Here is a 24,104-nt window from a genome sequence, read left to right as displayed (position 1 = left end):
GGTGCCGGGCCAGGGCGAAGGAGCATGGTGGCAGCGACGATCAGGGACGTGGCGCGGGCGTCGGGGGTGCACGTCTCGACGGTGTCCCGCACCTTCTCGGCGCCGCATCTGGTCAACACCGAGACCCGCAGCCGCGTGCTCGCCGCCGCCGAGGATCTCGGCTACCGCCCCAACCGCGCCGCGCGGGCCCTCACCACCGGCAGGACCCACAACATCGGCCTCATCGTCGCCGACATCTCCAACCCGTTCTTCCCGCCGCTGATCAAGGCCGCCCAGGCGCACGCCAGGGCCCGCGACTACCACGTGTTCGTGGCCGACACCGACGAGGACCCGCAGGTCGAGGAGGAGCTGATCCAGACCCTCGCCAAGCAGGTCGACGGGGTCCTGCTCTGCAGCCCCCGGCTGTCCAACCGGGCCATAGAGCGGCTGCACGCCGACGTGCCGTTCGTGGTGGTCAACCGGCGGATGAAGGGCCTGCCGACGATACTGATGGACGTCGGCCAGGGCGCCCGCCTCGCGATCGAGCACCTGACCGGCCTCGGCCACCGCAGGATCGCCCTGCTCTCCGGGCCGAGCGGCTCGTGGACCAGCGGCGAGATGCGCGCTGCCGCGACCGCGATGGACGGCGTCGAGCTGGTCACCCTCGGCCCGAACGCGCCCACCGAGCAGGGCGGCCTCGCCGTCGCCGGCGAGGTGGTCGCCTCCGGGGTGACGGGCGTGCTCGCCTACAACGACCTGGTGGCCATCGGGCTCATCGAGGGCCTGTACGAGCGCGGCGTGCGCGTCCCCGACGACATCAGCGTGGTCGGCGTCGACGACATCGTGTCCGGGCGGCTGAACCGGCCCAAGCTGACCACCGTGGCCATGCCCACGGCCGCCGCCGGGCGGATGGCGGTGGACCTGCTCCTGCAGTCGTTCGGCGACGGCGCCACCACTACCCTGGCCACTCTGGACACCAGCCTGGTCGTCCGTGAATCCACCGGAGAGGTGCGCACATGAGCTTCGGAACCACCCCGTCGGGTGAGCGGGTCGAGCGGCACGTGCTGTCGAACGGGCGGATGCGCGCCGCGATCCTCAGCTACGGGGCGATCCTGCAGTCGCTGGAGGTCTCCGGCGTCGACGTCGTCCTCGGCTACGACAACCTCGGCGACTACCTGACGCGCAGCCGCTACTTCGGCGCCGTGGTCGGCCGGTACGGCAACCGCATCGCGGGCGGGCGTTTCACCCTCGACGGGCGCGACCACGAGCTGCCGGTCAACAACGGCCCCAACAGCCTGCACGGCGGGACGCACGGCTTCGACACCCGGGTGTGGCGGATCACCGGCGCCTCGGACACCACCGTGACCCTGGAGCACGTGAGCCCGGACGGCGAGCAGGGCTACCCCGGCACGCTCACCGTCTCGGTCACCTACACGCTGACCGGCGACGCGATCCGGCTCGACTACCACGCGGCCACCGACGCGCCGACCGTGCTGAACCTCACCAACCACTCCTACTTCAACCTCGCCGGGGGCGGTGACATCCTCAAGCACGTGGTCCGCATCGACGCCGACCACTACCTGCCGGTCGACGCCACGCAGATCCCGACCGGGGAGCTCGCCCCGGTCGCCGGCACCCCGTTCGACTTCACCTCGCCGTACGAGATCGGCGAGCGGATCGCCGACCCCCGGCTGGGGGGCGGCTACGACCACTGCTACGTCCTGCGCGGCGGCATCGAGGTCCGCGAGCCGGCCGGAGGGCTCACCATGGAGGTCACCACCACCGAGCCGGGCGTGCAGTTCTACACGGGCAACTTCCTGGACGGCGTCGCCACCGCGTACGAAAAGCACGCGGGCCTGTGCCTGGAGACCCAGCACTTCCCCGACTCGCCGAACCAGCCCCACTTCCCCTCGGCGGTCCTGCGCCCCGGCGAGCGGTTCGCCTCCACCACGACCTACCGCTTCGTCTGACGGGCCCCGGGCGGGGTCCTTCCCCCGGCAGGTCCCGGGGCCGATGTCCGGCCGGGCTCCCCGGCGGGCCGGGAGGGGAAGGCCGGGGGGGGCGGCGGGGACGCCGAGGCTCGCGACTCAGGCCTTGGCCACGGAGTTCTCGCCGCCGAAGGCCGCGAGGGCTCCCAGGCCGAGATAGACGAGGCCGCTGGTGACGTCCAGCCGGCGGCGGGCGCGGGCCGAGCGGCGCAGGCGGCCCGCCATGGCCGAGGCGAGCAGGGCGAAGGCGCCGTCGCTGGCCATGCCGAGCACCGTCCAGATCAGGCCGAGCAGCACGATCTGCGGGGCGATCGGCCCGGCCTCCGGATCGGCGAACTGCGGCAGGAAGGCGAGGAAGAAGATCGCGGTCTTCGGGTTGAGCACGTTGACCACGAAGCCCTCCCAGAACATCCGGGATCTGGTCGCGGTCCGCGGCTCGAAGGACTCCTCCCCGTTCGAGCGGGTCATGAGCTTGCGCACGCCCAGCCAGACCAGGTAGGCGGCGCCGAGATACCTCACGATCGTGAACCCGGTCGACGAGGCGGCGAGCAGGGCGCTGATGCCCAGGGCGGCGGCGGCCACGTGGACCAGCGAGCCGAGGTGGATGCCGAGCACCGACACCAGCCCGGCGGACCGGCCCTGGGCGACGCTGCGGGTCACGATGTAGAGCACCGCCGGCCCCGGCACGAGCAGCAGGGCGAGGGTCGCGGCGGCGAAGAGCGCGAGTGTCGACAAATCCGGCATATCCGGATCGTAGGGGCCCCGGTTCCGCCGGCGCCTCGCATTTTCACCGCCGGACGGACCCCGCCCGGAGCAGGTAGCCCAGCAGGACGGCCGTACCGGCCAGAGCCTGGGCGGCCAGGAAGCCGGTGAGGGAGGACGGCTGGAGGCCCAGGGCGAGCGCCAGCGGGAGGCATCCGAGCACCGCGAGATCCACGCCGGTCAAGCCCCAGATGAGCGGGCCCGTCGGTATCGACCCTCCCATCGCCTCGATGATCGGCATGGAGTGGTCGATCGGGTTCCGGCGGGCCATCCGCAACCCTCCGGCGGCCAGCGCGGGGGCGGCGAGTGGTCCGAACAGCCACCACGGGCCCGTGCCGAGCACGCCCGTCAGGGACACGCAGGCCAGGGCGACGGTCAGCCAGGCACCGCCCAGCAGCGCCGGCAGCAGCGATCTGGCGGCCAGGGCCTCGCGGGCGCCGACCCCGAGGAGCCGGGCCAGAGCCGGGTTGTCGCCGTCGCGGCGCGCGCCCGAGACGCCCGCCACCGCGGCGGCCAGCGCCCCGGCGAACACGACTCCCGTCACGACCGCGCCTGCCTTGCCGGCCGTGAGCGCCACCGGCGCGGGCAGCGCCGCGCCCCCGAGCAGGGCGGCCAGCCGGCCCGGGCGCCGTCCCAGGCGGCGCCAGTCCTGCCAGGCCAGGGCGAGCGGTGCGGGCAGCGACGGCCAGGGGCGCGAGCGCAGGGTGCGCCGCCGCCAGTGGTTGTCCTCGGCGATCCAGGTCAGGGCCGCCGGGTCCATGCCGACGGCGGCGGTGGTCACGTGACCCGCCCGGGTGGAGGCGGAGAGCACGGCCCGCGCCGGAATCCCGGCCAGGGCCGACCACGCCCTCCACACGAGCAGGGCGGCCGCCGCGGCGGAGAGGGCGGCCACCGGAACGCCCTGTGACGCGGGCGCGTTCGCGACCTCGGCCACGAGGCGCCGCGCCGGGCCGCCCGCCGCCGCCAGCGCCGACAGCGCCGCCAGGAGGGCGGTCACGACGACGGCCGCGTTCAGCCACGGCTGCCAGCTCTGCGACGACTGGGAGAGCACGGTCAGCGCCATGCCGCCGGCACTCGCCGAGACCCCCAGGATCACGGCGGTGACCAGCCGCAGCGCCAGCCGGTCCGGCGCGCCCAGGACGGCGAGCGCGCCCACCCCGAGCGCGATCCCGGCCAGGACGGACACCGCCAGGAGGATCGTCGCCGTCCGGCCCAGCACGCCTCGGCGGTGCAGCGGGGACAGCAGCAGCCAGGCGGCATCGGCGGCAGGCAGCGCGACGGGACCGAGCGCGCGGGCGGCGAGGAGAAGACCGGCGTAGGCGAGCATGACCAGGGCGAGGCCGGCTCCCATCCGCGACGGGTCCACCCGCCGGGAGAGCGAGGCGAGCTCGGCGGAGACCGGCTGGACCAGCACCGCGAGCAGCATCGCCAGCCCGAACAACCTCGTGTAGCGGTCCAGCCAGCTCACGGGGGCGCCGCCGCGCACCCTGACGAAGGCGCGGACGCTCCGGACCGTGGCCACACCCTGCTCCGCGTTCACGCTCGGCGTCGCGTTCGTACCCTGCTCCGTGTTCATGTCCGCTCCGGGTCCGCATCCGGCGTCGCGTTCACACCCTGCTCCGCGTTCGCATCCGGCGTCGCGTTCATTCCGTGCTCCGCGTTCATGGTCGGGCCGTCACCTGCCCGGCGGCCAGCACGACCTGGCGGGCCCGGGTGTTCTCGGCGAGCCGGTGGTCGTGGGTCGCCATGACCACCGTGCCGCCGGCGCCCGCGTAGTCCGTGAGGAGCGTGGCCAGGCGCCCGCGGAACACCTCGTCGAGCCCGCGCTCCGGCTCGTCCAGGAGCAGCAGCCTGCTCGGCCTGAGCAGGGCGGCCGCCAGCGAGAGCCGCTGCCGCTGGCCGGTGGAGAGGGTCGGCGGTGACGCGTCGGCGCGCTCCAGGAGATCGAACGACTCCAGCGCCGCCTCGACCTCCAGCCGGGCCGGAGCGTGGACGGCGTGCATCAGCTCCAGGTGCTCGCGTGCCGTCAGACCTGGGTACCAGGCCGGTTCGTCCTCGACCAGGGCGACGTCACGCCAGAAGCCGGCGTCGTCCCTCGGAGGGCCGCCCAGGACCCGCAGGGTGCCGGAGGGTGTGGGGTGCAGCCCCGCCAGGCAGCGCAGCAGCGTCGACTTTCCCGCGCCGTTCGCGCCGATCACGGCGACGACCTCGCCGGGGGCCGCCGTCAGGGCGACGTCGCGGAGCACGGGGTTGCCGCCGAGCTCCACGCTGAGACCGCTGACCGTGATGATCGCTGTGGACACCGTTCGAGACTAGCCACCGCCGGCCCCGCGCGGGCCACGACGATCGCCCGGGTTCGGCCGGTGACGGCCTGCCCGCGCGTGCGACGGGCACCGGTCACGGGCGTTCTACGGGGACATCACCGGAGTCATCGCGGTCACCGAGGTCACCGGAGGCGCCGGGGGTACGGAGGTCACCGAGGTCAGGGCGGTCAGCAGGGCGGTGGTGGCCGGGGGGTCGGGGGGCTCGCCGTAGGTGGCGGCGTAGACGTGGCGGGTCGAGCCGGGAAGCTCGATCATGTTGATCTTCGGATGCCGGTGGGCGTGCAGGGCGAGCCCCGGCAGGGCGCTCACCCCGATCCCGGCGGCGACCAGGGCCTGGACGGCGACGACGTCGTCGGTGGTGAAGGCGATCTCCGGCTCGAAGCCGGCCCTGGCGCACAGCTCCAGCAGGTGGGTGCGGCACCGGTCGCAGCCGCCGATCCACCGGGAGTCGCGGTAGGAGGTCAGCTCGCCGGCCGGGCCGGCGGTGACCAGGTAGCTGGGGTCGTCCAGCAGGTGGAGCAGCCGGATCCCGTCGGCCTCGGGGGCGGTGTCGTCGTAGCGGAAGATGACCGCCACGTCCACGTAGCCGGCCTTGAGCATCCGCAGCGCGTCGGGCGGCTCCGTCTCGGTCAGCCGCAGCTCCAGGCCGGGGTGCCCCCCGGCGAGGACGGCGGCGGCCTCCGGCACGAACGTCCCCAGGGCGGAGGGGAAGGCGGCCAGCCTGACCCGCCCGGCACGCAGGCCCACGTGCGCCGACAGTTCCGCGGACGCGGAGTCGAGGCGGCCGATGATCTCGACGGCCCGCTCGGCGAGCAGCCGGCCGGCCTCGGTCAGCCGGATGCCCCGGCCGACCCGCTGGATCAGCTTGGCCCCGGTCTCGGCCTCGAGCTTCGCGAGGTGGTGGCTCACCGAGGGCTGGGAGTAGTGCAGCTCCCTCGCCGCCGCGGTCACCGAGCCGTGCCGGGACACCGAGGCGAGGACGCGAAGTCGCACGATATCGAGCATGTATTAACTTTATCTATGGATGAGCGGGAAGATGGGCATTGGACGCTATGTATCTCCTCGCCGCATCCTTGAGGCATGACAACCTTGACGCTCACCCGCCCGGGCCTGGCCGAACTGGTCGCGGGGGTCCGAGACCTCGTGGACCCGTCCGCCGACGCTCGGACCACGGCCTTCACCGTGGCCGGGCTGCTGCGTGAGAGGCTGCCGTCCCCCGGGATCCTCACCGAGGAGGAGCGCCTCGGCGACCCCGACCGCTATGTCGGCCACACCCTCCACGCCGAGGAGAACTTCTCGATCGTGGCCGTGGTCTGGCGGCCCGGACAGAAGACCGCGATCCACGACCACATCGCGTGGTGCGTGTTCGGCGTGCTGCAGGGCGTGGAGTACGAGACCCTCTACCGCGACCACGGCGACCACCTGACCGAGATCGGCAGGGCCGCCAACCAGACCGGTGAGGTGAGCGGTTTCGCCCCGCCCGGTGACATCCACCGCGTCCACAACACGGGTGACGAGACGGCCATCTCGCTCCACATCTACGGGGCCGACCTCAGCGCCGCCCCCACCAGCGTCCGCCGCGTCTACGAGCTGCCCGTTCGCTGAACGGGTCGTTCCGCGCCCCGCCCGTCCGGTGAGGCGGGGATCACGGGCCCGGCTTCCCCATCGAGATCGAGCCGGGCCCACCCCCGGCCACCCGCCGCGGCGTGGCCGTCGAGCCGTCCCGAGTCCGCCGGCGAGGCGTGCCATCAGAAGTTGGACACCACCGCGGTGAACACCTGGTCGATGCTTCCGGATTCGCGGGAGTCGTACGCGGCGGCGGCGGTCGCCTCGGAGATCTGCCTCAGCACGCCGAGGTCGGCGTCCTGGCCGTAGGCGATCGTGAACATCCGCACCGTCTCCTGACCCGGTTCGGTACGCAGGCCGGGCAGCAGGTTCTCCAGGGAGAGGCTGTCGGGGTCCTCGTTCTTACCGTCGGTCAGGAAGACCACCGCGTTGATCGCGTCACCGTTCCGCAGCTCGCGCACCTGCTCGTGGGCCGCGAACGCGGTGTCGTACAGGCCGGTGCCGCCGTCGGGGGTGAGGCCGTCGAGCCTGGCGCGCAGCCTCCCGCGGTGGGCGGCGTCGACGGCGGCCAGCGGGGCCAGCTCCAGGTGGTCCTTTGCGCCGTCGCGCTCGGTAGAGAACATCCACAGCCCGACCCTGTCGTGCGGGCCGAACCGGGACAGCGCGTTGATCGCGGCCTGCCTGGCCAGGTCGAGCTTGCTCTTGCCGGTGCCGGGCACGGGGGCGCCCATCGAGCCGGAGACGTCGAGGACCAGGAGGACGTTCGCGGGTTTGCGCAGGTCGGCCCAGCCGGTGAGCATCTTGTCGAGCACGTTCGGGGCGGGCGGGCTCAGCGTCGTCTTCGGCTCGGCGGGCAGCAGCCCGTTCGCCTGGGTGATCAGCTTGCCCGCCTTGCCGTCGTGCGAGCGGAAGGCGAACTCGGCGAAGCGGGCCTGCTGCTCGGGAGCCCGCAGGTGCGCGAGGAAGTCGGCCGCCACCGCCCGCTTGGCGTCGTCGACCCACGGGGCGGTCAGCACCGCGTACGGGTTGTCGGACATGAGCGTGCCCTCCTTGGGATAGATCGCCGCCAGCGGCACCCTGGGCTTGGCGTGCCTGCCCAGCGTCGCGGGGTCACCGGTCGGGTTGCCCTGGTTGTAGTCCCAGACCGACTTCTCCTCCACGGCCACCGCGGAGATGTAGCTCAGGCCCGCGCCCGCGTCGTCGGCCCGCTGGAGGTTCGACAGGAACGTCAGCGTCGTGTCGCCGTAGTGCACGATCGAACGTTCCACATCCCGCACGAAGTCCCTGACCTTCGCGTCGGCCACGTTCTTCTCCGTCAGGTCGCCGGACAGGCCGGTCGCCGCGAAGTAGGCGCCGACGGTGGCGTTCAGGCCGCTGGTGGAGAAGTTGGGGTTGGTCTTGCCGAGTTTGAACCGTCCCCATTCGGGGTGGCCGTACTTCGCCCACGACCCGGCGGACACGGCGAGCAGATCGGACCAGCCGAGCTTCCTGGCCGGCCAGCCCAGCGCCTCGGCCATCGGCAGGGGCATCGCGACGACCAGCGGCGTCGTGGCGATCGACGGGTTGTCGGCGGCGACGAGGGAGGCGGAGTCGTTCGCCGAGGCGCGCTGCTGGAGCAGGGTGATCCAGCCGCTGCCGGCGGGCGACCACACGTCGGGGCGGGGGCCGTCCCGGCGCTCGTCCCAGCCCCTGGCCAGCGCCTGCATGGCGTCGCCGCTCGCCTTGGTCTCGACGACGACGTCTGCGCACCGCCCGCCCACTCGCCTGCCGTTGTAGCCGGAGGCGATCGTCCGCAGCAGTTCGGCCTTCTCCGACGAGGCGGCGACGGTCAGGGTGACGCCCCCCTCGCAGGCCTTGGGCTGTTCGGTGGCCCCGCGTGCCGTTCCGGCTCCGGGCGCGTTCGCGTCGACGAGGATCCGCAGGGCGACGGTCAGGGCTCCGGCGAGAATGATCGCGACGATGAACGGGGCGAAGTTCCTCCGCCGTCGCTGCGGTTGCTGGTACAACCCTGCCTCCCGGGGAGATGTCTGTACCTGTCCGACGAACGACTCGCCCCGAGAGTTCTCCGCGACCGGAGTTCGTCGCGGATGCCGGAACCGGCGTGCTCCGAGGCGCTCCCGCGGTCGGGTGAGCGTCTCGGGTGACCGCACGCCAAGGGCCCTCCCGGCGATCGCCGGGAGGGCCCGATCGTCGGACCTCGGGCGTCAGACCGCCGTGGAGCCGTACTCCTGCAGGAAGAGCGCCTCGGCGGTGGCGGTGCGGCGGAGCTCCTCGATGTTCACGCGCTCGTTGGGGGCGTGGATCGCCGCGTCGTCGTCCTCGGCGCCGAAGAGCAGGATCGTGGCGGCGGGGAACTGCCTGACGAAGGTGGAGACGAGCGGGATCGAGCCACCGGCGCCGACGTCGCGCGGGGGACGGCCGAAGGCCCGTTCCATCGCCCGGTTCAGCGCGGAGCGGGCCGCGCCGCCGGTGTCGGCCAGGTAGCCGGAGCCCATGGTGTAGTCGCCGACGTCCACCTGGACGCCCCAGGGGGCGACCTGCCGCAGGAAGTCGACGACGGCCTCGACGGTGGTCTTCGGGTCGCCGGCCGGGGGCACCCGCACGGTCACCCGGGCCCTGGCGACGGCCTGGACGGCGTTGATCGCGCCGGAGACCGTCGGCACGTCCAGGCCGGTGACCGTGATCGCGTACGAGGCCCACAGGCGGTCGGCCAGCGAGCCGGAGCCGACCGTGGAGACGCCGTCGAGCACGCCCGCGGTGGCACGGAAGTCCTCCTCCGACGGGCCGGAGCCGAGGAAGCTGCCGCGCGGCAGGCCGGGGACGCGGATGTCGCCGTGGTCGTCGTGCAGGGCGGCCAGCATCCGGATCAGCGCCGCGAGGGCGTCGGGGGCGGCGCCGCCGAACGAGCCGCTGTGCAGCGACTCCTTGAGGGTGCGCACCTCGATGGTGAAGCCGCCCACGCCGCGCAGCGAGGTCGTCACCGCGGGGTCGCCCACCCGGGGGTTGCCGGTGTCGGCGACCACGATCGCGTCGGCGCGGAACAGCTCGGGGTTGCGCTCGACGAAGGATTCCAGGCGCTCGCCCGCGTACTCCTCCTGGCCCTCGACGATGACCTTGACGCCGACCGGGAAACGCCCCTGGAAGGCGCGGAGCGCCGCGACGTGGGAGATGACGCCCGACTTGTCGTCGGCCGCGCCGCGGCCGTGGATCGCTCCATCGATCTCGGTCGGCTCGAAGGGCGGGGTGCGCCAGAGCGCGAGGTCTCCGGTGGGCTGCACGTCGTAGTGCGCGTACAGCAGCACGGTCGGCGCGCCGGGCGGGGCGGGGGCCTCCGCGTAGACGGCGGGAAAACTGCCCTCGACGGGGATCTGCTGGACACGCGGCAGGCCGGTGCTCCGCAGCAGTTCCTCGGTCACCGCGGCGGCCGCGTGCACGGGCTCCTCGGGATGGCCGGGGAAGGCCACCGAGGGGATGGCGACGAGCCTTCTGAGGTCCGCTATCGCCTGGGGCATGCCGGCGGTGACGGCGTTCTCGATCTCGTCAGGAGTCACGACTTTCCCCCGCATCTCAATATCTGGTGCGTCCTATTGGATCACAGCCGCAGGTACGGCCGCTCTCGTGCACGATTCCAGCACACCAGGGTTCCGCCAAGTGGAACCGGGGTTTGGGCAATGGTCGGGCACTCTTCTCACCTGATCGCGGATTTCGTCGTTGTTACATGGACGTTTTGCGGATTCCGAGGTTCTCGCACTTTAATGCCACGTTTTCACTTGGCAAGAGCTGTTCTGGCAGGCAGACTGTTGGAAGCTCAGCTCAACGAGGGAAGATCGTGATGACGCACCCTGAAAACACCGACGTGACCTCGCTCATGAAGGCCGCGCAGGACAACCTGTGGATGCACTTCACCCGGCACAGCTCGTACGAGGGCGCCGAGGTGCCGATGATCGTGCGCGGTGAGGGCTCCTACATCTACGACGTGCACGGCAAGCGCTACCTCGACGGCCTCGCCGGCCTCTTCGTGGTCCAGGCGGGTCACGGCCGCAGCGAGCTGGCCGAGGCCGCCGCCAAGCAGGCCCAGGAGCTGGCGTTCTTCCCGCTCTGGTCGTACGCGCACCCCAAGGCCGTCGAGCTGGCCCAGCGTCTCGCCGCCGAGACCCCCGGCGACCTCAACCGTGTCTTCTTCACCACCGGCGGCGGCGAGGCCGTCGAGAGCGCGTGGAAGCTCGCCAAGCAGTACTTCAAGATCACCGGCAGGCCGCTCAAGCACAAGGTCATCAGCCGCCAGATCGCCTACCACGGCACCCCTCAGGGCGCCCTGTCGATCACCGGCATCCCGGCCTTCAAGCAGATGTTCGAGCCGCTCGTCCCGGGTTCCGTCAGGGTGCCCAACACCAACCACTACCGCGCCGACGAGATCACCGGCGTGCCGGGCATGACGCCCGAGCAGTACGGCTACTGGGCCGCCGAGCGCGTCGCCCGCGCCATCGAGATGGAGGGGCCCGACACCGTGGCCGCCGTCTTCGTCGAGCCGGTGCAGAACGCGGGCGGCTGCTTCCCGCCGCCCCCCGGATACTTCAAGCGCCTGCGCGAGATCTGCGACGAGTACGACGTCCTGCTCGTCTCGGACGAGGTCATCTGCGCCTTCGGCCGCCTCGGCACCATGTTCGGCGGGCAGAAGTTCGACTACGTCCCCGACATCATCACCTGCGCCAAGGGCATGACCAGCGGCTACTCGCCGATCGGCGCCATGATCGCCTCCGAGCGCCTCTTCGAGCCGTTCAAGAACGGCACCGAGATGTTCGCCCACGGCTACACCTTCGGCGGCCACCCGGTCTCCTCGGCCGTCGCGCTGGCCAACCTCGACCTGTTCGAGCGGGAGGACCTGCTCGGCCACGTCACCCGCAACGAGCCGGTCTTCCGCTCCACCCTGGAGCGGCTCCGCGACCTGCCGATCGTCGGCGACGTGCGCGGCTCCGGCTACTTCTGGGGCATCGAGCTCGTCAAGGACAAGGTCACCAAGGAGACCTTCGACACCGAGGAGTCCGAGCGCCTCATCAGGGGCTTCCTCACCCCCGCCCTCTACGAGGCGGGCCTGTACTGCCGCGCCGACGACCGGGGCGACCCGGTCATCCAGCTCGCCCCGCCGCTCATCTGCGGCCCCAAGGAGTTCGACGAGATCGAGTCCATCCTCCGATCGGTGCTGACGGAGGCATGGAGCCGCCTCTGAGCGCGCACGGCCGCGCCCCCTCCGGACCGCCACGCGCGGCCCGGAGAGACGCGCCGCACCCGCCGGGGGTCGCGCCGTCCGGGCCTCCCCGGCCCGCCGCGCCCTCGCCGGCGCTCGCCGTCCGGCGCCATGTCCGCCGGAGTGAGACCGCACCGCACCCGCGGAAGCCTCGCTGTGCCACTCCGTCGAAACAACGAAAGGAAATCCCATGAAGATCGGCGTGCCTGCCGAGGTCAAGAACCACGAGTACCGCGTCGCCGCGACCCCGGCGGGCGTGCACGAGCTCGTCCGTCACGGCCACGACGTCTACATCCAGCGCGGTGCGGGCCTCGGCTCGCACCTCACCGACGAGGAGTACCTCTTCGCCGGGGCCAAGATCCTCGACAGCGCCGACGAGGTGTGGGACCAGGCCGAGATGATCCTCAAGGTGAAGGAGCCCATCGCGGAGGAGTACCACCGCATGCGCCCCGGCCAGGTGCTCTTCACCTACCTGCACCTCGCGGCCGGCCGCGAGTGCACCGACGCCCTCCTCGACCGCCAGGTCACCGGCATCGCGTACGAGACCGTCCAGGTCGGCAACACCCTGCCGCTGCTCGCCCCGATGTCCGAGGTCGCGGGCCGGCTGGCCCCGCAGGTCGGCGCCTACAACCTGATGCGCTTCAACGGCGGGCGCGGCGTACTGCCCGGCGGCGTGCCCGGCGTGGCCCCCGCCAAGGTCGTCGTCATCGGCGCGGGCGTCTCCGGGCTCAACGCCGCGCAGATCGCGGTCGGCATGGGCGCGGACGTCACCGTCCTCGACCTCAACATCGACCGCCTGCGCTTCGTCGACGCCATCTACCAGGGCCGTCTCAAGACCCTCGTCTCGACCTCGTACGCGATCGAGAAGGAGGTCCTGGAGGCCGACCTGGTCATCGGCGCCGTGCTGATCCCCGGGGCCAAGGCCCCGACCCTCGTCTCCAACGAGCTGGTCTCCCGCATGAAGCCGGGCTCCGTGCTCGTCGACATCGCCATCGACCAGGGCGGCTGCTTCGAGGACTCCCGCCCGACCACGCACGCCGAGCCGACCTACCAGGTCCACAACTCGATCTTCTACTGCGTGGCCAACATGCCGGGGTCCGTCGCCAACACCTCCACCTACGCGCTGACCAACGCCACGCTGCCCTACGCGGTCAAGCTGGCCGGTCTCGGCTGGAAGACCGCGCTCCAGCGGGACGCCTCCCTCGCGCTGGGCCTCAACACCCACGCGGGACGGCTCACCAACGAGCAGGTCGCCATCGCCCTCGGCCTGCCGCACGTGCCGGTCTCCGAGGTCATCGCCGCCTGAGACCGGGGTCCGTACGTCCCGCGCCGGCCGGGCGCGGGACGCGTGACCCCGCCGGGCCGCGGGGGCCGGTTCGCGAGGGGAACGGCGCCGGTCACGGTCTCGCCCCCTCCCTGCCCACGCCTCGTTCACGCCTCGTTCACGGAGACCAGCCGGAACGCAGGGCGCGTGCGGTGACCAGGACGTGCTCGATCTCCACCGGGGTCGGCCAGGGGGCGCCGCCGGGGCGCAACAGCGTGGCCCGTACGGACGCCAGGTGCTCGATCGCGCCCGACGGCAGCCCGCTCCGCTCGGTCAGCCACGCCGTGACGTCGGTGTGGTCGCGCAGCGGCCGGGTGACGAACTCCCAGGTGCCGAGGATCTCGGTCAGGTCGGCGACCCTCAGGGGGGCGCCGCCCCGCCGGGCGACGGCGGCCGCGGCCAGCTCGGCGCGGGCGACGAGCTCGGGCTCGGTGGTCCGGCTCCACGGGGGAGAGGGCGGATCGGACAGCCACCGCTCCGCCTCGCGGGAGAAGCCCGCGGCCGACAGCAGCGCGGCCAGCTCGACCGCGGCCCGGTGGTGTCCCGCCTGTGCCGCCTGGCGGAACCAGTGCTGCCCGCCCTGCAGGTCGCTGTGCTCGGCGATGAGCAGCAGGCCGAAATTGAAGGCCGCCTCCGGGTCGCCTCCCGCCGCGGCCCGGCTGAACCAGTGGCCGGCCCCCCGCGCGTCGCTCATCTCCACGCACACGAACCCGGCCGTCCGCTGGTCGTCGATCCTGCCGGTGCAGGCCGCCCGCTCGAACCAGGCGCGCGCGGTGCGCAGGTCACCGAGGGACAGCGCGATCCCGCCGAGCTGGGACGCGGCGCCGGGGTGCTCGTTCCTGGCGGCCAGCCGGAAGAACGCCTCCGCCCCCTCGGGGTCGCGGTTGGCCTGCAGGAACAGCCCGAGGTGGTAGGCCGCGTCGGCATGGCCGCTCCGGGCGGCCAGCTCCCACCAGCGCAGCGTCTCGTCCTCCTCGCCGGAGGCGTAGGCGAGGAATCCGAGGTCGTGGGCCGAGGCCAGGTCGCCGTCCGTCGCGGCCCTGCGGTGCCACTCCCCGGCCGCCTTCACCTCGCCGCCGTCCTCGCAGAGCAGCGCGAGCCGCCGGGCCGCCGCGCGGGAGCCCGCCCTGGCCGCCGTCTCGAACCACCGCCGGGCGGCGGGGACGTCGCCGTGCTGCTCCAGCAGGAGGGTCGCCAGGTTCACCGCGGCCTCGACGTCTCCGGCGTTCGCCGCCAGTTCGTACCATCGCGCGGCCTCCGCGGGAGTGCCGTGCTTCTCGTGCCAGATCCCCAGGTTGTAGGCGCTGTCGAGGTTTCCCGCGGCCGCCGCGCGCTCCCACCAGTGCCGTGCCGCCGAGCGGTCGCCCCGCTGCGCGAAGTGGCGGCCCAGCTGGTGGGCGGCCTGCACGTCACCGCCGTGCGCGGCGAGCAACAGCGCCGTCTCGCCGTCCGTGTCGTTCTCGTGCTCGGTGCTCCGGGGGGTGGGTACCAGCCCCGCGGTCGCCTCCGGGTCGTCAGGCCACCACCCCATGTCACCCTCCTCGCCGACGTCGCGCAGCCGACAGGTCACAGGGTGACACGTAACCGATCGGTGGCGGAGGGTAATCGTGACTTCCGTCCACCGGCCCGCCGTCGATCCGATCGTCGCGCCCGGCCCGGTGAACCGGTGCCCGGATCCCGATGCTCAGACGAAGCGCACGAACCCCACGTACATGCCCATCGAGCAGACGTAGCGCAGGGAACCCGCCTCTCGCGCGCCCAGCCGTACCGTGGCGGGCAGTGCCACGTCGCGGCCGTCGATCGTGAGCGTCCGGGTGCAGCCGGGGACGCCCTCGAGACGGAAGACGAGGTCGGTGGGAACTCCCGCACGGACGGTCACCACGCCCGGCCGGTAGCCGTGGCCGGTGGCCCGGACCTCGACCCGCTGGACGCCGCCGGCGCGGACGGCCGCGGTATCGCCTCCCTGGTTGTCCGCCGCCCTCCCCGTCCTTCCCGCCGGGGCGCCCATCGGCCATGCCTGGCCGTCCGCCGCCATCGCCGGGCCGCCGGACCCGGGGAGCCACCCCCCGAGACTCAGTCCCGAGGAGATCGTCCACAGGCCCGCCGCCAGTGCGACGACCCCCGCCAGCGCCGCCAGCCTGGTCGTCGCGGCCCGCCGCAGGACCAGCCCGAGCAGGGCGAACGCGGGAGCCGTCCCCGTCACGAAGCCCGCCATCACCGCGGCCCCGCCCAGCGCCGACCCGCTGGAGACCGCCACCATCTCGGTGCTGAGCGTCACCCCGCACGGCAGCAGGATCGTCGCGGCACCGAGCGCCAGCGCCCTGGGCGCGGGGGCGGCGATCCCGGACACGCCGCCGCGCCGGGACGTACGCCCGCCCTGTGAGGTGTCCGGGCGGCATCCGTCCTGCGGTTCGCGGCCGAACATGCGGATTCCGAAGAACACGACCGCGATCCCGGCCGCGACGAGCAGCGCGGCCCTGGCCTGAGGACCCAGCCGCACCGCGGACCCGGCGAGGCCGAGCAGGGCTCCGGCCGCCGTGTGGGAGCCGAGGCGCCCGGCGAGGAACAGCGCGACGACCGTGGGACCCGAAGGACCCGTGGGATCCGCCCCGGCCCCGCCGCGCCCGCCGGAGCCGGCCGGGCGGCGGGAGGTGAGCCCGGTGAGCAGGCCGCCCTGCACGGCCGCGCACGAGGCCGTACCCGCGACCAGTCCCGCGGCGAGCCCCCCGGCGAACAGCGCGGCCGGTCCCGCGCTCAGCGGACATCCCCGGTGACCATCCAGATCCCCACGGACCAAACGTAATCTCCCCGGAGGGCGACCGACGGTGACATTTCCTTACCGAGCGCGCACGCTGTCCTTACCGGGCGTCCAGGTTTCCGGCCTTCTCATCGGAGGTCCGGTTCCCGGGCTCCTCACCGGGCATCCGGCCTTCCGGCGGCCGGGCGCGCACCCCGGGGCGCGCGCCACTTCGCGCGGCGAATCCCGTCGGCGGCGGGGCTCATCGGCCGGCGGCGTTCAGGTTGACGAGGACCTGCCTGCCCGGTCCCGACCGGAAGCGGAACATGCCCTCGTGCACGTACAGGGTGGGAGCAGCCTTGTCCCCCAGGCGCGTCGGAACCGGGAACAGCAGGCCGGTGCGGCCCGTGGCGACGTCGTGCAGGGAGCTCGCCCCCCCGCCGTCGCGGCCCTTCTGGTGGAGCAGGACGAAGCGGCCCGAGTAGAGAGACCCGCGGGCCGTCCCCGGCAGCCCATGCCGGTCCGTGCCGTCGCGTCGCCACGCCTCGGCGCCGTTGAGGCACCACGTCACCCCGCAGTCGCTCCAGGACGTCAGCCCCGCCGGCGGGGCCGCGTCCCTGGTCTCGCCGGTGAGCACGTTCTTCAGGAACTCCATCGGGCGAACGCTGGGACGCTCCGCCATCATGTCCCGCTCGGGCCGCCCGGCCCACGGCCAGTCGACCAGGTGGAAGCCTCTCGTGCCGTCGACCAGGGACGCCTTCCCGCCCGTCAGCGGAGCCCGGTGGACGCCGCCGCCGTCGAGCGGCGACCACACGGCCATGCCGCCGGCGATGGCCAGGTCGATCCCGCTGTAGGTATTGTCGACGAACACGGCCGTGACCGAGGCGATCCGCCGCGGGACGCCGCCCGTGACCGGCACCGCCCATATCTCCGTCAGACGGTCGCGGAGCGTGGACCACGCCAGGTGACCGTCGCCGAAGACCAGCGGCGCGTTCATCACGTTCAGGTCCTTGAGCGGCGCGATCCGGGTGAACCTCCGCCTGTCGACGTCGTACGACCAGATCCCGTCGAGCCGGTTCTCGGTGAGCCCCCGCCCGACCACGACCCGGTCGGTGACGAACACGTCCGGGGTGAACACCCGGCCGCCGGGCCCCTTCGCCGGGATCTCGTGCACCGCGCCCGGCCACACCTGCCTGAACGGCGGTGCGAGGGAGCCGGCGCGGGGCGTCGGCCGCACCGTCGGAACCGCCGGGACCGCCGGTGCGGGCGGCGTGACCGTACGCGTTCCCACGACGGTCGCGGCCACCACGGTCACGATGGCGGCCGCCACCGCGATCGGGGCCCACCACCTGGCGCCGGACGACGTCCCGCGTGCCACGGGCAGGGTCCGGGGCCGCCCGTCGTCCCGCACGCTCCCGGCCTTGGCGGCCATCGCGTCCCTGAGCCGGTCCTCGATCTCGGTCATGCCTTGCCTCCCAGTTCGCGTTCGAGCCGCTCCAGGGCCCTGAAGGCGGTGGACCGCACGGTGCTCTCCCTGAGGCGCGTCGCCTGGGCGATGTCGGCGTTGGACATATCGAGGTAGTAGCGCAGGACGAGGACCTCGCGCTGCCGCCTGGGCAGCCGGCTGAGCGCGGCCAGCATCTCCTGCCGCGACTCGCCCAGCAGCGCGGCCGTCTCCGCGGAGTCCACCGGCTCTTCCGGCCGTCCCAGCACCGCCCTGGCGGCGACGCCGCGCCTGCGCAGGACCGAGCGCGAGGCGTTCAGCACGCAGACGCGGATGTATGTCAGGGTGAGCGTCTCGGGACCCTTGCCGTGCAGCCTGGAGAAGACGTCCTGTACGACGTCCTCCGCGCACTCCCGGTCGCCGACGAGCAGCACGGCCAGGCGCACCAGGGCGAGCCAGTGCTCGCGGTAGAGGCCGGCCAGTACCGCCTCGGCGTCGGGTGGCACGGCGGGGAGAGCGACTATCTCGCCGTTCATGCCCTAAGAACGCGCACCGGCCCCGATTCGCTGCTTGGGACGGGCGTGAAGTGTTCGTTCGCCCGCCCGACCGGCCGGGGCCGCCGGGGACGCGCGAATCGGCCCGCCGTCCGGCCTCCTGCTTACGGCGTGGTCCGGGTGTCCGCGAAGATCGAGGTGTCGAGGGTGAAGTCGACCGGCTCGGGGAGGTGGAGGCGCGAGCCCATCTCGACCCGGGTGGAGGTCCGGTACTCGCCCTCCTTGGGGTCGCTGAGGACCGTCACGGTGGCGGGCGCGGCCACGGGGTCGACGAGGAGCATCACGGGGACGCCACCGGAGGCGTAAATGGCGGGCTTGCGGTCGCGGTCGTCGACGGTGCTCCCCGGAGACACGATCTCGGCGACCATGAGAAGCCCGGAGGAGAGCAGCTCGCGGGCGCCCCAGCGCGGGCAGTCGGCGGGCGCCAGGACGAAATCTGGCTCAACCGGATCACGTGGTCCTTCTATGCAGACGTCGACGTTCCCGCTGAAGCCGTCCCACTCCTTCTCCTCGATGAGCGGAAGGAGCGCGCGATACAGGCGCATCGCGATCCTGGCGTGTTCGGGGGTGCCCACCGGGCTCACTATCAGTCTCCCGTCGATGATTTCGGTCCGCAGCCCTGGAAGCTGCGGAAGCGCGTCGAAGAGCTCGCGCGCCGTTCCTGGCAAGGGCTGGGACGAGGTCTCGGGGGAGGGGCGCAGATTGGCGTGGCTCCGTCGCGATGTCATGACCATGACGATATGTCCCTTCGTGTTCTGGTGAACACGTTGAGTATCGCAAGTGGAGCGAGCGGGCGCGAGCCTTTACCGGGACGCGGGGCGTCAGATCCAGCCGGGGCGGACGAGGCCGGATTCGTAGGCGATGACGACCAGCTGGGCGCGGTCGCGGGCGTGGAGTTTCATCATGGTCCGGCTGACGTGGGTCTTGGCGGTGGCGGGGCTCATGAAGAGCTCGCCCGCGATCTCGTCGTTGGTCATGCCGGTGCCGACCAGGGCGAGGACCTCGCGCTCGCGGTCGGTGAGCAGGCCGAGGTCGCGGGTGTGGTGCGGCTCCTTGGCGCGGCTCGCGTACTCGGCGATGAGGCGGCGGGTCACGCCGGGGGAGAGCAGGGCGTCGCCTCCGGCCACCACCCGGACGGCCTGGATGAGCTCGGCCGGTTCCGTGTCCTTGACCAGGAAGCCGCTGGCGCCGCCGCGGAGGGCCTCGAAGACGTACTCGTCCAGCTCGAAGGTCGTCAGGATGACGATCCTCGGCCCGGCGGGCATCTCGCGGGTGGCGGTCAGCCCGTCCATGCCGGGCATGCGGATGTCCATCAGGACCACGTCCGGCTCGTGCTCGGCGACCAGCCGCAGGGCCTCCGCCCCGTCGGAGGCCTCGGCCACCACGGTCATCCCCGGCTGCGCGTCCAGCAGGGCACGGAACCCGGCCCTGACGAGGGCCTGGTCGTCGGCGAGCACGATTCTGATCATCGGGGTTCCTTCGGGATCGGCAGCCGGGCCTCGACGCGGAAGCCCCGGCCGTGGTGCGTGGCGGTCAGCGTTCCCCCAAGGGCCGAGGCCCGCTCCCGCATGCCGGGAACGCCGTTCCCGCTGCCCAGGCTCTCCCCGGGCGTGCCGCCGCCCGAGTCGGTGACCTGGACGGTCAGCACGCGGGGGTCGTAGCCGAGCACGACCGTGACCGACGCGCCGGGGGCGTGCCGGGTGACGTTGGTGAGGGCCTCCTGCACGATGCGGTACCCGGCCCGGTCGACGCCGGGAGGCAGCGGCCCGGCCTCGCCGACGATCTTCTTGGTGACCGGCAGCCCGCTGCGCTCGATGAGCTCGTCGAGCCGGTCCAGCCCGGCGGTGGGGGAGCGGGGCGCGCCGTCGCGCAGGACGTTGAGGACCGACCGCATCTCGGTCAGCACGTCCTTGGACGCCTGCTTGATCGTGGTGAGCGCGGTCCGGGCCTGCTCGGGATGCTCCTCGATGAGGTGCAGGGCGGTGGACGCCTGGACGTGGATGAGGGAGATGTTGTGCGCGAGCACGTCGTGCAGCTCCTGCGCCATGGTCAGCCGCTCCTCGCTGGCCCGCCGCCGCAGCTCCTCCTCCTCCACCCGCTCGCGCTCGGCCTGCCGTTCCCTCCTGGCCCGCGAGAACTCCGCCACCACCAGGACCAGGCCCATCAGCGCGCCCACCGTGAGGTCGTGGAACCAGCCGGCCGGGCGGACGGGGGCGAGCCAGGACGTGTAGACCACGAGGAACACGTAGGCCAGGCCCCACATCGACCAGGCCGCCCGGCGGTGACCGCGCGCCACGGCGGTGTGCAGCGCGACGATCGGGCTGAGGAAGACCGGGCCGTAGGGGTGGCCGAGGCCGATGAAGATCGCGGTCGAGCCCACCGCGACCGCCAGGCAGAGCACCGGGTGGCGGCGGCGTACGATCAGGGCCAGGGGTCCGGCCAGCACGAGCGCCCAGCCCAGCGGGTCGAGCGGGACCCTGAGCATGCCGGGGTCGTGGACCTGCCACCACTGCACGCCGCGGGTGGCCATGCCCTGGAAGACCCCCGCGAACAGCGGGAGCAGGAACTCGGCCCAGCGGGGTTTGGCGTGCACGTTCAGCACTGTACGTGCGCCCGCCCGAAGCTCGCGTCCACCTCGTGAGGCATGAGGTACTACATCCCCTGCGGTAGGGAAGGGGCTGACAAGGCTCACGGGCTGAGTCAAGCTGTCTGCGGGAGGTCTCATGATCAATCGTCGATTCGCCACCCCCCTGGCGGGGATCCTGGTGGGAAGTTCCTTACTGCTCGTCCAACCCGCCGCCGCCGCTCCACAGGCGTCGCAGGTGTGGCCGCAGGCGGAGAAGAAACCCGTCGCGGAGGGGTACGGGGGCGCGGTCTCGACCGTCGACCTCGACGCCAGCGAGGTCGCGCTGGGCGTGCTGCGCGGGGGCGGCAACGCCATGGACGCGGCGGTCGCCGCGGCGGCCACCCTGGGCGTGACCGAGCCCTACTCGGCCGGACTGGCCGGGGGCGGGTTCATCGTCTACTACGACGCGCGCCGCAAGAAGATCCACACGATCGACGGCCGGGAGACCGCGCCGAAGGCGATGGGGCCCGCCTCCCTGGAGGGCATCCCGTTCGACGAGGCCGTGACCAGCGGGCTGTCCGCGGGGGTGCCCGGCAGCGTCGCCCAGTGGGAGCTGGCGCTGCGCAGGTTCGGCACGCTCTCACTGCGCCAGGCCCTGAAGCCCGCGATCGAGGTCGCGTCCAAGGGCTTCAAGGTCGACCAGACCTTCTACGACCAGACCGCCGCCAACGCAGCCCGTTTCAAGGACTTCACCTCCACCGCCAAGCTCTACCTGCCGGGAGGTGCCCCGCCGCCGGTCGGCTCCACCTTCCGCAACCCCGAGCTGGCCGACACCTACCGCAGGCTCGGCAGGCAGGGCGGCGAGTGGCTGTACGGCGGCGGCCTGGGCGCCGAGATCGTGGCCACCGTCAAGAAGCCGCCGGTCACCCCGGGCTCCACCCGCAACGTGCGGCCGGGGCTGATGGAGCTGGCCGACCTGAGGGCCTACCGGGCGCTCGAACGGCCGCCCACGAAGGTGACGTACAAGGGCATGGACGTGTACGGCATGGCGCCGCCGTCCTCGGGGGGCTCGACGGTCGGCGAGGCGCTCAACATCCTCGAGGCCCTGCCGGAGGTCGGCGAGCACGAGTACCTGGAGGCGTCCAGGCTCTCCTTCGCCGACCGGGGAAGGTACGTGGGCGACATCCCGGGCGTCCCGCTCGAGGAGCTGCTGTCCGACGGGTTCGCCAAGGAGCGCGCCTGCCTGATCGGCGAGCGGGCCCTGACGAGCCCGGCCGCGCCGGGCAACCCCGACGGGACGTACGGGCCGTGCGCGCCCGCGCCCTCGGCGGAGGCCACCCCGTCGGCTCCCGAGGGGCCGGAGACCACGCACCTGGTGGTCACGGACCGGTGGGGCAACGTGGTCGCCTACAACATCACCATCGAGTCGACCGGCGGCAACGGCATCGTCGTCCCCGGCCGGGGCTTCCTGCTCAACAACGAGCTGACCGACTTCACCTTCGGGCCGGCCCCGGGCGACCCGAACCTGCCCGCGCCGGGCAAGCGGCCCCGTTCCTCGATGGCGCCGACGATCGTCCTGAAGGACGGCAGGCCGCTGATCGCGCTGGGTTCCCCCGGCGGCTCGACGATCATCACCACCGTGCTGCAGATCCTGGTCAACCGCTGGGACTTCGGCATGTCGCTCCCCGAGGCGCTCGCGGCGCCCCGGGCCACCCAGCGCAACACCGCCCAGACCCAGGCCGAGCAGGGCTTCATCGACCGCTACGGCGCCGAGCTCACCGGCCGGGGCCACAGCCTCGTGCTGAACCCCGAGATCGGCGCGGCCACGGCGGTCGAGTTCCTGCGGAACGGGAGGCTCCAGGCGGTGGCGGAGCCGACCCGTCGCGGCGGCGGCAGCGCGCTGGTGGTGAGCGGGCGCAGGTAGGGTTCCCGTCCGCCGCGGCAGGCGCGGCGGCAGGCGCTGACGGTACGAACGGATGCCGACCCCGGCGGCGCGGTCCTGACCGCGCCGTCGGGGCGCCGGGGGGTCAGGGGATCAGCTCGTAGGCCTCGCGTTTCGGCGTCCGGGTGCGCGCCCAGTACTCGAAGGTGAAGCCCGGCCAGAGGGTCCTGTTGACGCCGCGCTCGTCGAGATACCAGCTGTCGCAGCCGCCCCTGTTCCAGACGCGGCGGTTCAGGCGGTCCTGGAGGCGGTCGTTGTGGGCGCGCTGCGCCTCGGGGCGGACGTCGAGCGCCCTGGCCTTCGTCCTGGACAGCAGGCGCAGGCAGCCCAGGACGTACCGGACCTGCGATTCGATCATGAAGACGACCGAGTTGTGGCCCAGGCCGGTGTTGGGGCCGAGCAGGAGGAACAGGTTCGGGAACCCGGCGACGGTGATGCCGTAGTAGGCCTGCACGCCGTCCTGCCAGGCGTCCTGGATCTTCCTGCCGTTCCTGCCGACGATCCGCCGCTCGTTCAGCGCGGAGGTGACCTTGAAGCCGGTGCCGTAGACGAGCACGTCGACCTCGGTCTCCCTGCCGGTGGAGTCGACGATCGAGCCCTCCCTGATCTCCCGCACCTCGTCGGTGATCACCTCGACGTTGTCCCTGCCCAGCGCCGGGTAGTAGTCGCTGGAGATCAGGACGCGCTTGCAGCCGATCGTGTAGCCGGGGGTGAGCCTGGCGCGCAGCGCCGGGTCGGGGACCTGGTCGGCCAGGTGGCGCAGGGCCAGCTTCCGGTGGGCCCCCATCAGGCGCGGGTCGACGGTGAAGCCCAGCGCCCGGCTCTCCAGTGCCCAGTAGATCGCGGCGCGCAGCGCGCGGGCGGCACCGGGCAGGCCGAGGAGCCGTCTCGCCCGGGGGGAGAAGGGGAAGTCGGGCTTGGGGTGGATCCAGGGGGGCGTGCGCTGGAAGACGTGAAGGCGGGAGACCCGCCCGGCGATCCGCGGGACGAACTGGACCGCCGACGCTCCGGTGCCGATGACCGCGACCCGCTTCCCGCTCAGGTCCACCGAGTGGTCCCATTCGGCCGAGTGGAAGGACGGGCCCGCGAAGCTCTCGCGGCCGGGGATCGCGGGCAGCGACGGCACGTGCAGCGCGCCGGTGCCCGAGACCACCGCGTTGGTGGTGAAGGTCTCGCCCACGGCGACGTCCACCCGCCAGCGGCGCGCCGCGTCGTCGTACTCCAGCCCGACGACCTCCGCGCCGAACCGCAGGTGGGGGCCGAGGCCGTACTTCTCGACGCAGGCCCGCAGGTAGTCGCGGATCTCGGCCTGGGGGGAGAACATCCGCGACCAGCCGGGGCCGGGCTCGTACGAGAAGGAGTACAGGGGTGAGGGGACGTCGCAGGCGCAGCCGGGGTAGGTGTTGTCGCGCCAGGTCCCGCCCAGGTCGCCGGCCTTCTCCAGGATGACGAAGTCGTGGTATCCGGCTTCCTTGAGCTTGATCGCCATGCCCAGCCCGGCGAAGCCGGAGCCGATGATCGTGATTCCGGGGCGCGTGCTCATCGGGCCTCCTGGCTCCCCTTCGCTCTCCCCGGCTCCTCGCCGGTGACGGCTCCCGGGCGGCGCCGGCGGTCCGGCCGGTGCCGGCCGTGCGATGAGAGCGGTCCGTGCTCGCTTCTATTGGATTATTCGT

Annotated in this window: 20 protein-coding genes; 6 read left to right on the top strand and 14 right to left on the bottom strand. The window is 72.7% G+C overall.

The window, feature by feature from the left end; all coding sequences use genetic code 11:
- Positions 1-27 precede the first annotated feature (27 nt).
- On the top strand, positions 28-999 hold the full coding sequence (locus ACTOQ3_RS15315; RefSeq protein WP_440084207.1) for a LacI family DNA-binding transcriptional regulator: 972 nt from the start codon (positions 28-30) through the stop codon (positions 997-999).
- Positions 996-1,949, top strand: a complete 954-nt coding sequence (locus tag ACTOQ3_RS15310) for an aldose epimerase family protein (protein ID WP_440084044.1) — start codon at positions 996-998, stop codon at positions 1,947-1,949. Before ACTOQ3_RS15315 ends, ACTOQ3_RS15310 begins: the two co-directional genes overlap by 4 nt.
- A gap of 117 nt (positions 1,950-2,066) precedes the next feature.
- On the opposite strand, the gene ACTOQ3_RS15305 is transcribed toward ACTOQ3_RS15310, so the two are convergent.
- From ACTOQ3_RS15305 to ACTOQ3_RS15290, 4 genes are all read right to left on the bottom strand, one after another.
- A complete protein-coding gene (locus tag ACTOQ3_RS15305; RefSeq protein ID WP_440084043.1) occupies positions 2,067-2,711 on the bottom strand; it encodes a LysE family translocator in 645 nt (214 codons plus the stop codon).
- A 43-nt stretch (positions 2,712-2,754) separates the two neighbouring features.
- The gene (locus tag ACTOQ3_RS15300) at positions 2,755-4,305 is read right to left on the bottom strand and encodes a DUF6297 family protein (protein ID WP_440084042.1); all 1,551 of its coding nucleotides are present in this window, start codon (positions 4,303-4,305) and stop codon (positions 2,755-2,757) included.
- Between the two features lie 85 nt (positions 4,306-4,390).
- Positions 4,391-5,032 carry an ABC transporter ATP-binding protein gene (locus tag ACTOQ3_RS15295; protein WP_440084041.1) on the bottom strand — a complete coding sequence of 214 codons (642 nt, stop codon included), beginning with the start codon at positions 5,030-5,032 and terminating at the stop codon, positions 4,391-4,393.
- Positions 5,033-5,137: 105 nt separating this feature from the next.
- Positions 5,138-6,058 carry a LysR family transcriptional regulator gene (locus tag ACTOQ3_RS15290; protein WP_440084040.1) on the bottom strand — a complete coding sequence of 307 codons (921 nt, stop codon included), beginning with the start codon at positions 6,056-6,058 and terminating at the stop codon, positions 5,138-5,140.
- A 75-nt stretch (positions 6,059-6,133) separates the two neighbouring features.
- Here ACTOQ3_RS15290 and ACTOQ3_RS15285 point away from each other — a divergent pair, with 75 nt between their 5' ends.
- On the top strand, positions 6,134-6,658 hold the full coding sequence (locus tag ACTOQ3_RS15285) for a cysteine dioxygenase (RefSeq protein ID WP_440084039.1): 525 nt from the start codon (positions 6,134-6,136) through the stop codon (positions 6,656-6,658).
- A 143-nt stretch (positions 6,659-6,801) separates the two neighbouring features.
- Here ACTOQ3_RS15285 and ACTOQ3_RS15280 read toward each other — a convergent pair whose 3' ends face one another.
- A complete protein-coding gene (locus tag ACTOQ3_RS15280; RefSeq protein ID WP_440084038.1) occupies positions 6,802-8,625 on the bottom strand; it encodes an extracellular solute-binding protein in 1,824 nt (607 codons plus the stop codon).
- A 198-nt stretch (positions 8,626-8,823) separates the two neighbouring features.
- Positions 8,824-10,170 carry a M20/M25/M40 family metallo-hydrolase gene (locus ACTOQ3_RS15275; RefSeq protein ID WP_440084037.1) on the bottom strand — a complete coding sequence of 449 codons (1,347 nt, stop codon included), beginning with the start codon at positions 10,168-10,170 and terminating at the stop codon, positions 8,824-8,826.
- 281 nt (positions 10,171-10,451) lie between these two features.
- On the opposite strand from ACTOQ3_RS15275, the gene ACTOQ3_RS15270 reads away from it, so the two are divergent.
- Together ACTOQ3_RS15270 and ald are read left to right on the top strand one after the other, a co-directional pair.
- Entirely contained in the window at positions 10,452-11,846 is a 1,395-nt protein-coding gene (locus tag ACTOQ3_RS15270; protein WP_440084036.1) for an aspartate aminotransferase family protein, read from the top strand.
- A gap of 208 nt (positions 11,847-12,054) precedes the next feature.
- Positions 12,055-13,170, top strand: coding sequence for an alanine dehydrogenase (ald, locus tag ACTOQ3_RS15265; RefSeq protein ID WP_440067317.1), 1,116 nt, complete (start codon positions 12,055-12,057; stop codon positions 13,168-13,170).
- A gap of 136 nt (positions 13,171-13,306) precedes the next feature.
- Here ald and ACTOQ3_RS15260 read toward each other — a convergent pair whose 3' ends face one another.
- The 7 genes from ACTOQ3_RS15260 to ACTOQ3_RS15230 form a co-directional block, all read right to left on the bottom strand.
- Complete coding sequence (locus ACTOQ3_RS15260) at positions 13,307-14,719, bottom strand: tetratricopeptide repeat protein (RefSeq protein ID WP_440084035.1); 1,413 nt, start codon at positions 14,717-14,719, stop codon at positions 13,307-13,309.
- 153 nt (positions 14,720-14,872) lie between these two features.
- Positions 14,873-15,985 carry an urease accessory protein UreH domain-containing protein gene (locus tag ACTOQ3_RS15255; protein ID WP_440084034.1) on the bottom strand — a complete coding sequence of 371 codons (1,113 nt, stop codon included), beginning with the start codon at positions 15,983-15,985 and terminating at the stop codon, positions 14,873-14,875.
- Positions 15,986-16,187: 202 nt separating this feature from the next.
- Positions 16,188-17,390: a hypothetical protein gene (locus ACTOQ3_RS15250; RefSeq protein WP_440084033.1), complete on the bottom strand. Its 1,203-nt coding sequence runs from the start codon at positions 17,388-17,390 to the stop codon at positions 16,188-16,190.
- On the bottom strand, positions 17,387-17,905 hold the full coding sequence (locus ACTOQ3_RS15245) for an RNA polymerase sigma factor (RefSeq protein ID WP_440084032.1): 519 nt from the start codon (positions 17,903-17,905) through the stop codon (positions 17,387-17,389). Before ACTOQ3_RS15245 ends, ACTOQ3_RS15250 begins: the two co-directional genes overlap by 4 nt.
- 122 nt (positions 17,906-18,027) lie before the next feature.
- Positions 18,028-18,651 (bottom strand): Uma2 family endonuclease, encoded by a 624-nt coding sequence (locus ACTOQ3_RS15240; RefSeq protein WP_440084031.1) that lies wholly within the window; start codon positions 18,649-18,651, stop codon positions 18,028-18,030.
- Positions 18,652-18,744: 93 nt separating this feature from the next.
- Complete coding sequence (locus ACTOQ3_RS15235; protein WP_440084030.1) at positions 18,745-19,392, bottom strand: response regulator; 648 nt, start codon at positions 19,390-19,392, stop codon at positions 18,745-18,747.
- Positions 19,389-20,516, bottom strand: coding sequence for a sensor histidine kinase (locus tag ACTOQ3_RS15230; protein WP_440084029.1), 1,128 nt, complete (start codon positions 20,514-20,516; stop codon positions 19,389-19,391). Before ACTOQ3_RS15230 ends, ACTOQ3_RS15235 begins: the two co-directional genes overlap by 4 nt.
- Before the next feature lie 130 nt (positions 20,517-20,646).
- Here ACTOQ3_RS15230 and ACTOQ3_RS15225 point away from each other — a divergent pair, with 130 nt between their 5' ends.
- Positions 20,647-22,413: a gamma-glutamyltransferase family protein gene (locus ACTOQ3_RS15225; protein WP_440084028.1), complete on the top strand. Its 1,767-nt coding sequence runs from the start codon at positions 20,647-20,649 to the stop codon at positions 22,411-22,413.
- 103 nt (positions 22,414-22,516) lie between these two features.
- Here the strand turns inward: ACTOQ3_RS15225 and ACTOQ3_RS15220 are convergent, their stop codons facing one another.
- Entirely contained in the window at positions 22,517-23,974 is a 1,458-nt protein-coding gene (locus tag ACTOQ3_RS15220) for a flavin-containing monooxygenase (RefSeq protein ID WP_440084027.1), read from the bottom strand.
- Between the last annotated feature and the right edge of the window lie 130 nt (positions 23,975-24,104).

Source organism: Streptosporangium sp. LJ11 (assembly GCF_051918945.1).
Classification (GTDB): domain Bacteria; phylum Actinomycetota; class Actinomycetes; order Streptosporangiales; family Streptosporangiaceae; genus Streptosporangium.
Note: the sequence above shows the minus strand (reverse complement) of the source record. Positions and strands in the feature narration are given on the sequence as shown.

Excerpts from the sequence above, each read along its gene's own strand:
- ACTOQ3_RS15310 (WP_440084044.1), top strand. The coding sequence starts at position 996 with ATGAGCTTCGGAACCACCCCGTCGGGTGAGCGGGTCGAGCGGCACGTG.
- ACTOQ3_RS15260 (WP_440084035.1), bottom strand. The coding sequence starts at position 14,719 with ATGGGGTGGTGGCCTGACGACCCGGAGGCGACCGCGGGGCTGGTACCC.
- ACTOQ3_RS15285 (WP_440084039.1), top strand. The coding sequence starts at position 6,134 with ATGACAACCTTGACGCTCACCCGCCCGGGCCTGGCCGAACTGGTCGCG.
- ACTOQ3_RS15300 (WP_440084042.1), bottom strand. The coding sequence starts at position 4,305 with ATGAACACGGAGCAGGGTACGAACGCGACGCCGAGCGTGAACGCGGAG.
- ald (WP_440067317.1), top strand. The coding sequence starts at position 12,055 with ATGAAGATCGGCGTGCCTGCCGAGGTCAAGAACCACGAGTACCGCGTC.
- ACTOQ3_RS15305 (WP_440084043.1), bottom strand. The coding sequence starts at position 2,711 with ATGCCGGATTTGTCGACACTCGCGCTCTTCGCCGCCGCGACCCTCGCC.
- ACTOQ3_RS15290 (WP_440084040.1), bottom strand. The coding sequence starts at position 6,058 with ATGCTCGATATCGTGCGACTTCGCGTCCTCGCCTCGGTGTCCCGGCAC.
- ACTOQ3_RS15225 (WP_440084028.1), top strand. The coding sequence starts at position 20,647 with ATGATCAATCGTCGATTCGCCACCCCCCTGGCGGGGATCCTGGTGGGA.
- ACTOQ3_RS15220 (WP_440084027.1), bottom strand. The coding sequence starts at position 23,974 with ATGAGCACGCGCCCCGGAATCACGATCATCGGCTCCGGCTTCGCCGGG.
- ACTOQ3_RS15250 (WP_440084033.1), bottom strand. The coding sequence starts at position 17,390 with ATGACCGAGATCGAGGACCGGCTCAGGGACGCGATGGCCGCCAAGGCC.
- ACTOQ3_RS15270 (WP_440084036.1), top strand. The coding sequence starts at position 10,452 with ATGACGCACCCTGAAAACACCGACGTGACCTCGCTCATGAAGGCCGCG.
- ACTOQ3_RS15235 (WP_440084030.1), bottom strand. The coding sequence starts at position 19,392 with ATGATCAGAATCGTGCTCGCCGACGACCAGGCCCTCGTCAGGGCCGGG.
- ACTOQ3_RS15240 (WP_440084031.1), bottom strand. The coding sequence starts at position 18,651 with ATGACATCGCGACGGAGCCACGCCAATCTGCGCCCCTCCCCCGAGACC.
- ACTOQ3_RS15245 (WP_440084032.1), bottom strand. The coding sequence starts at position 17,905 with ATGAACGGCGAGATAGTCGCTCTCCCCGCCGTGCCACCCGACGCCGAG.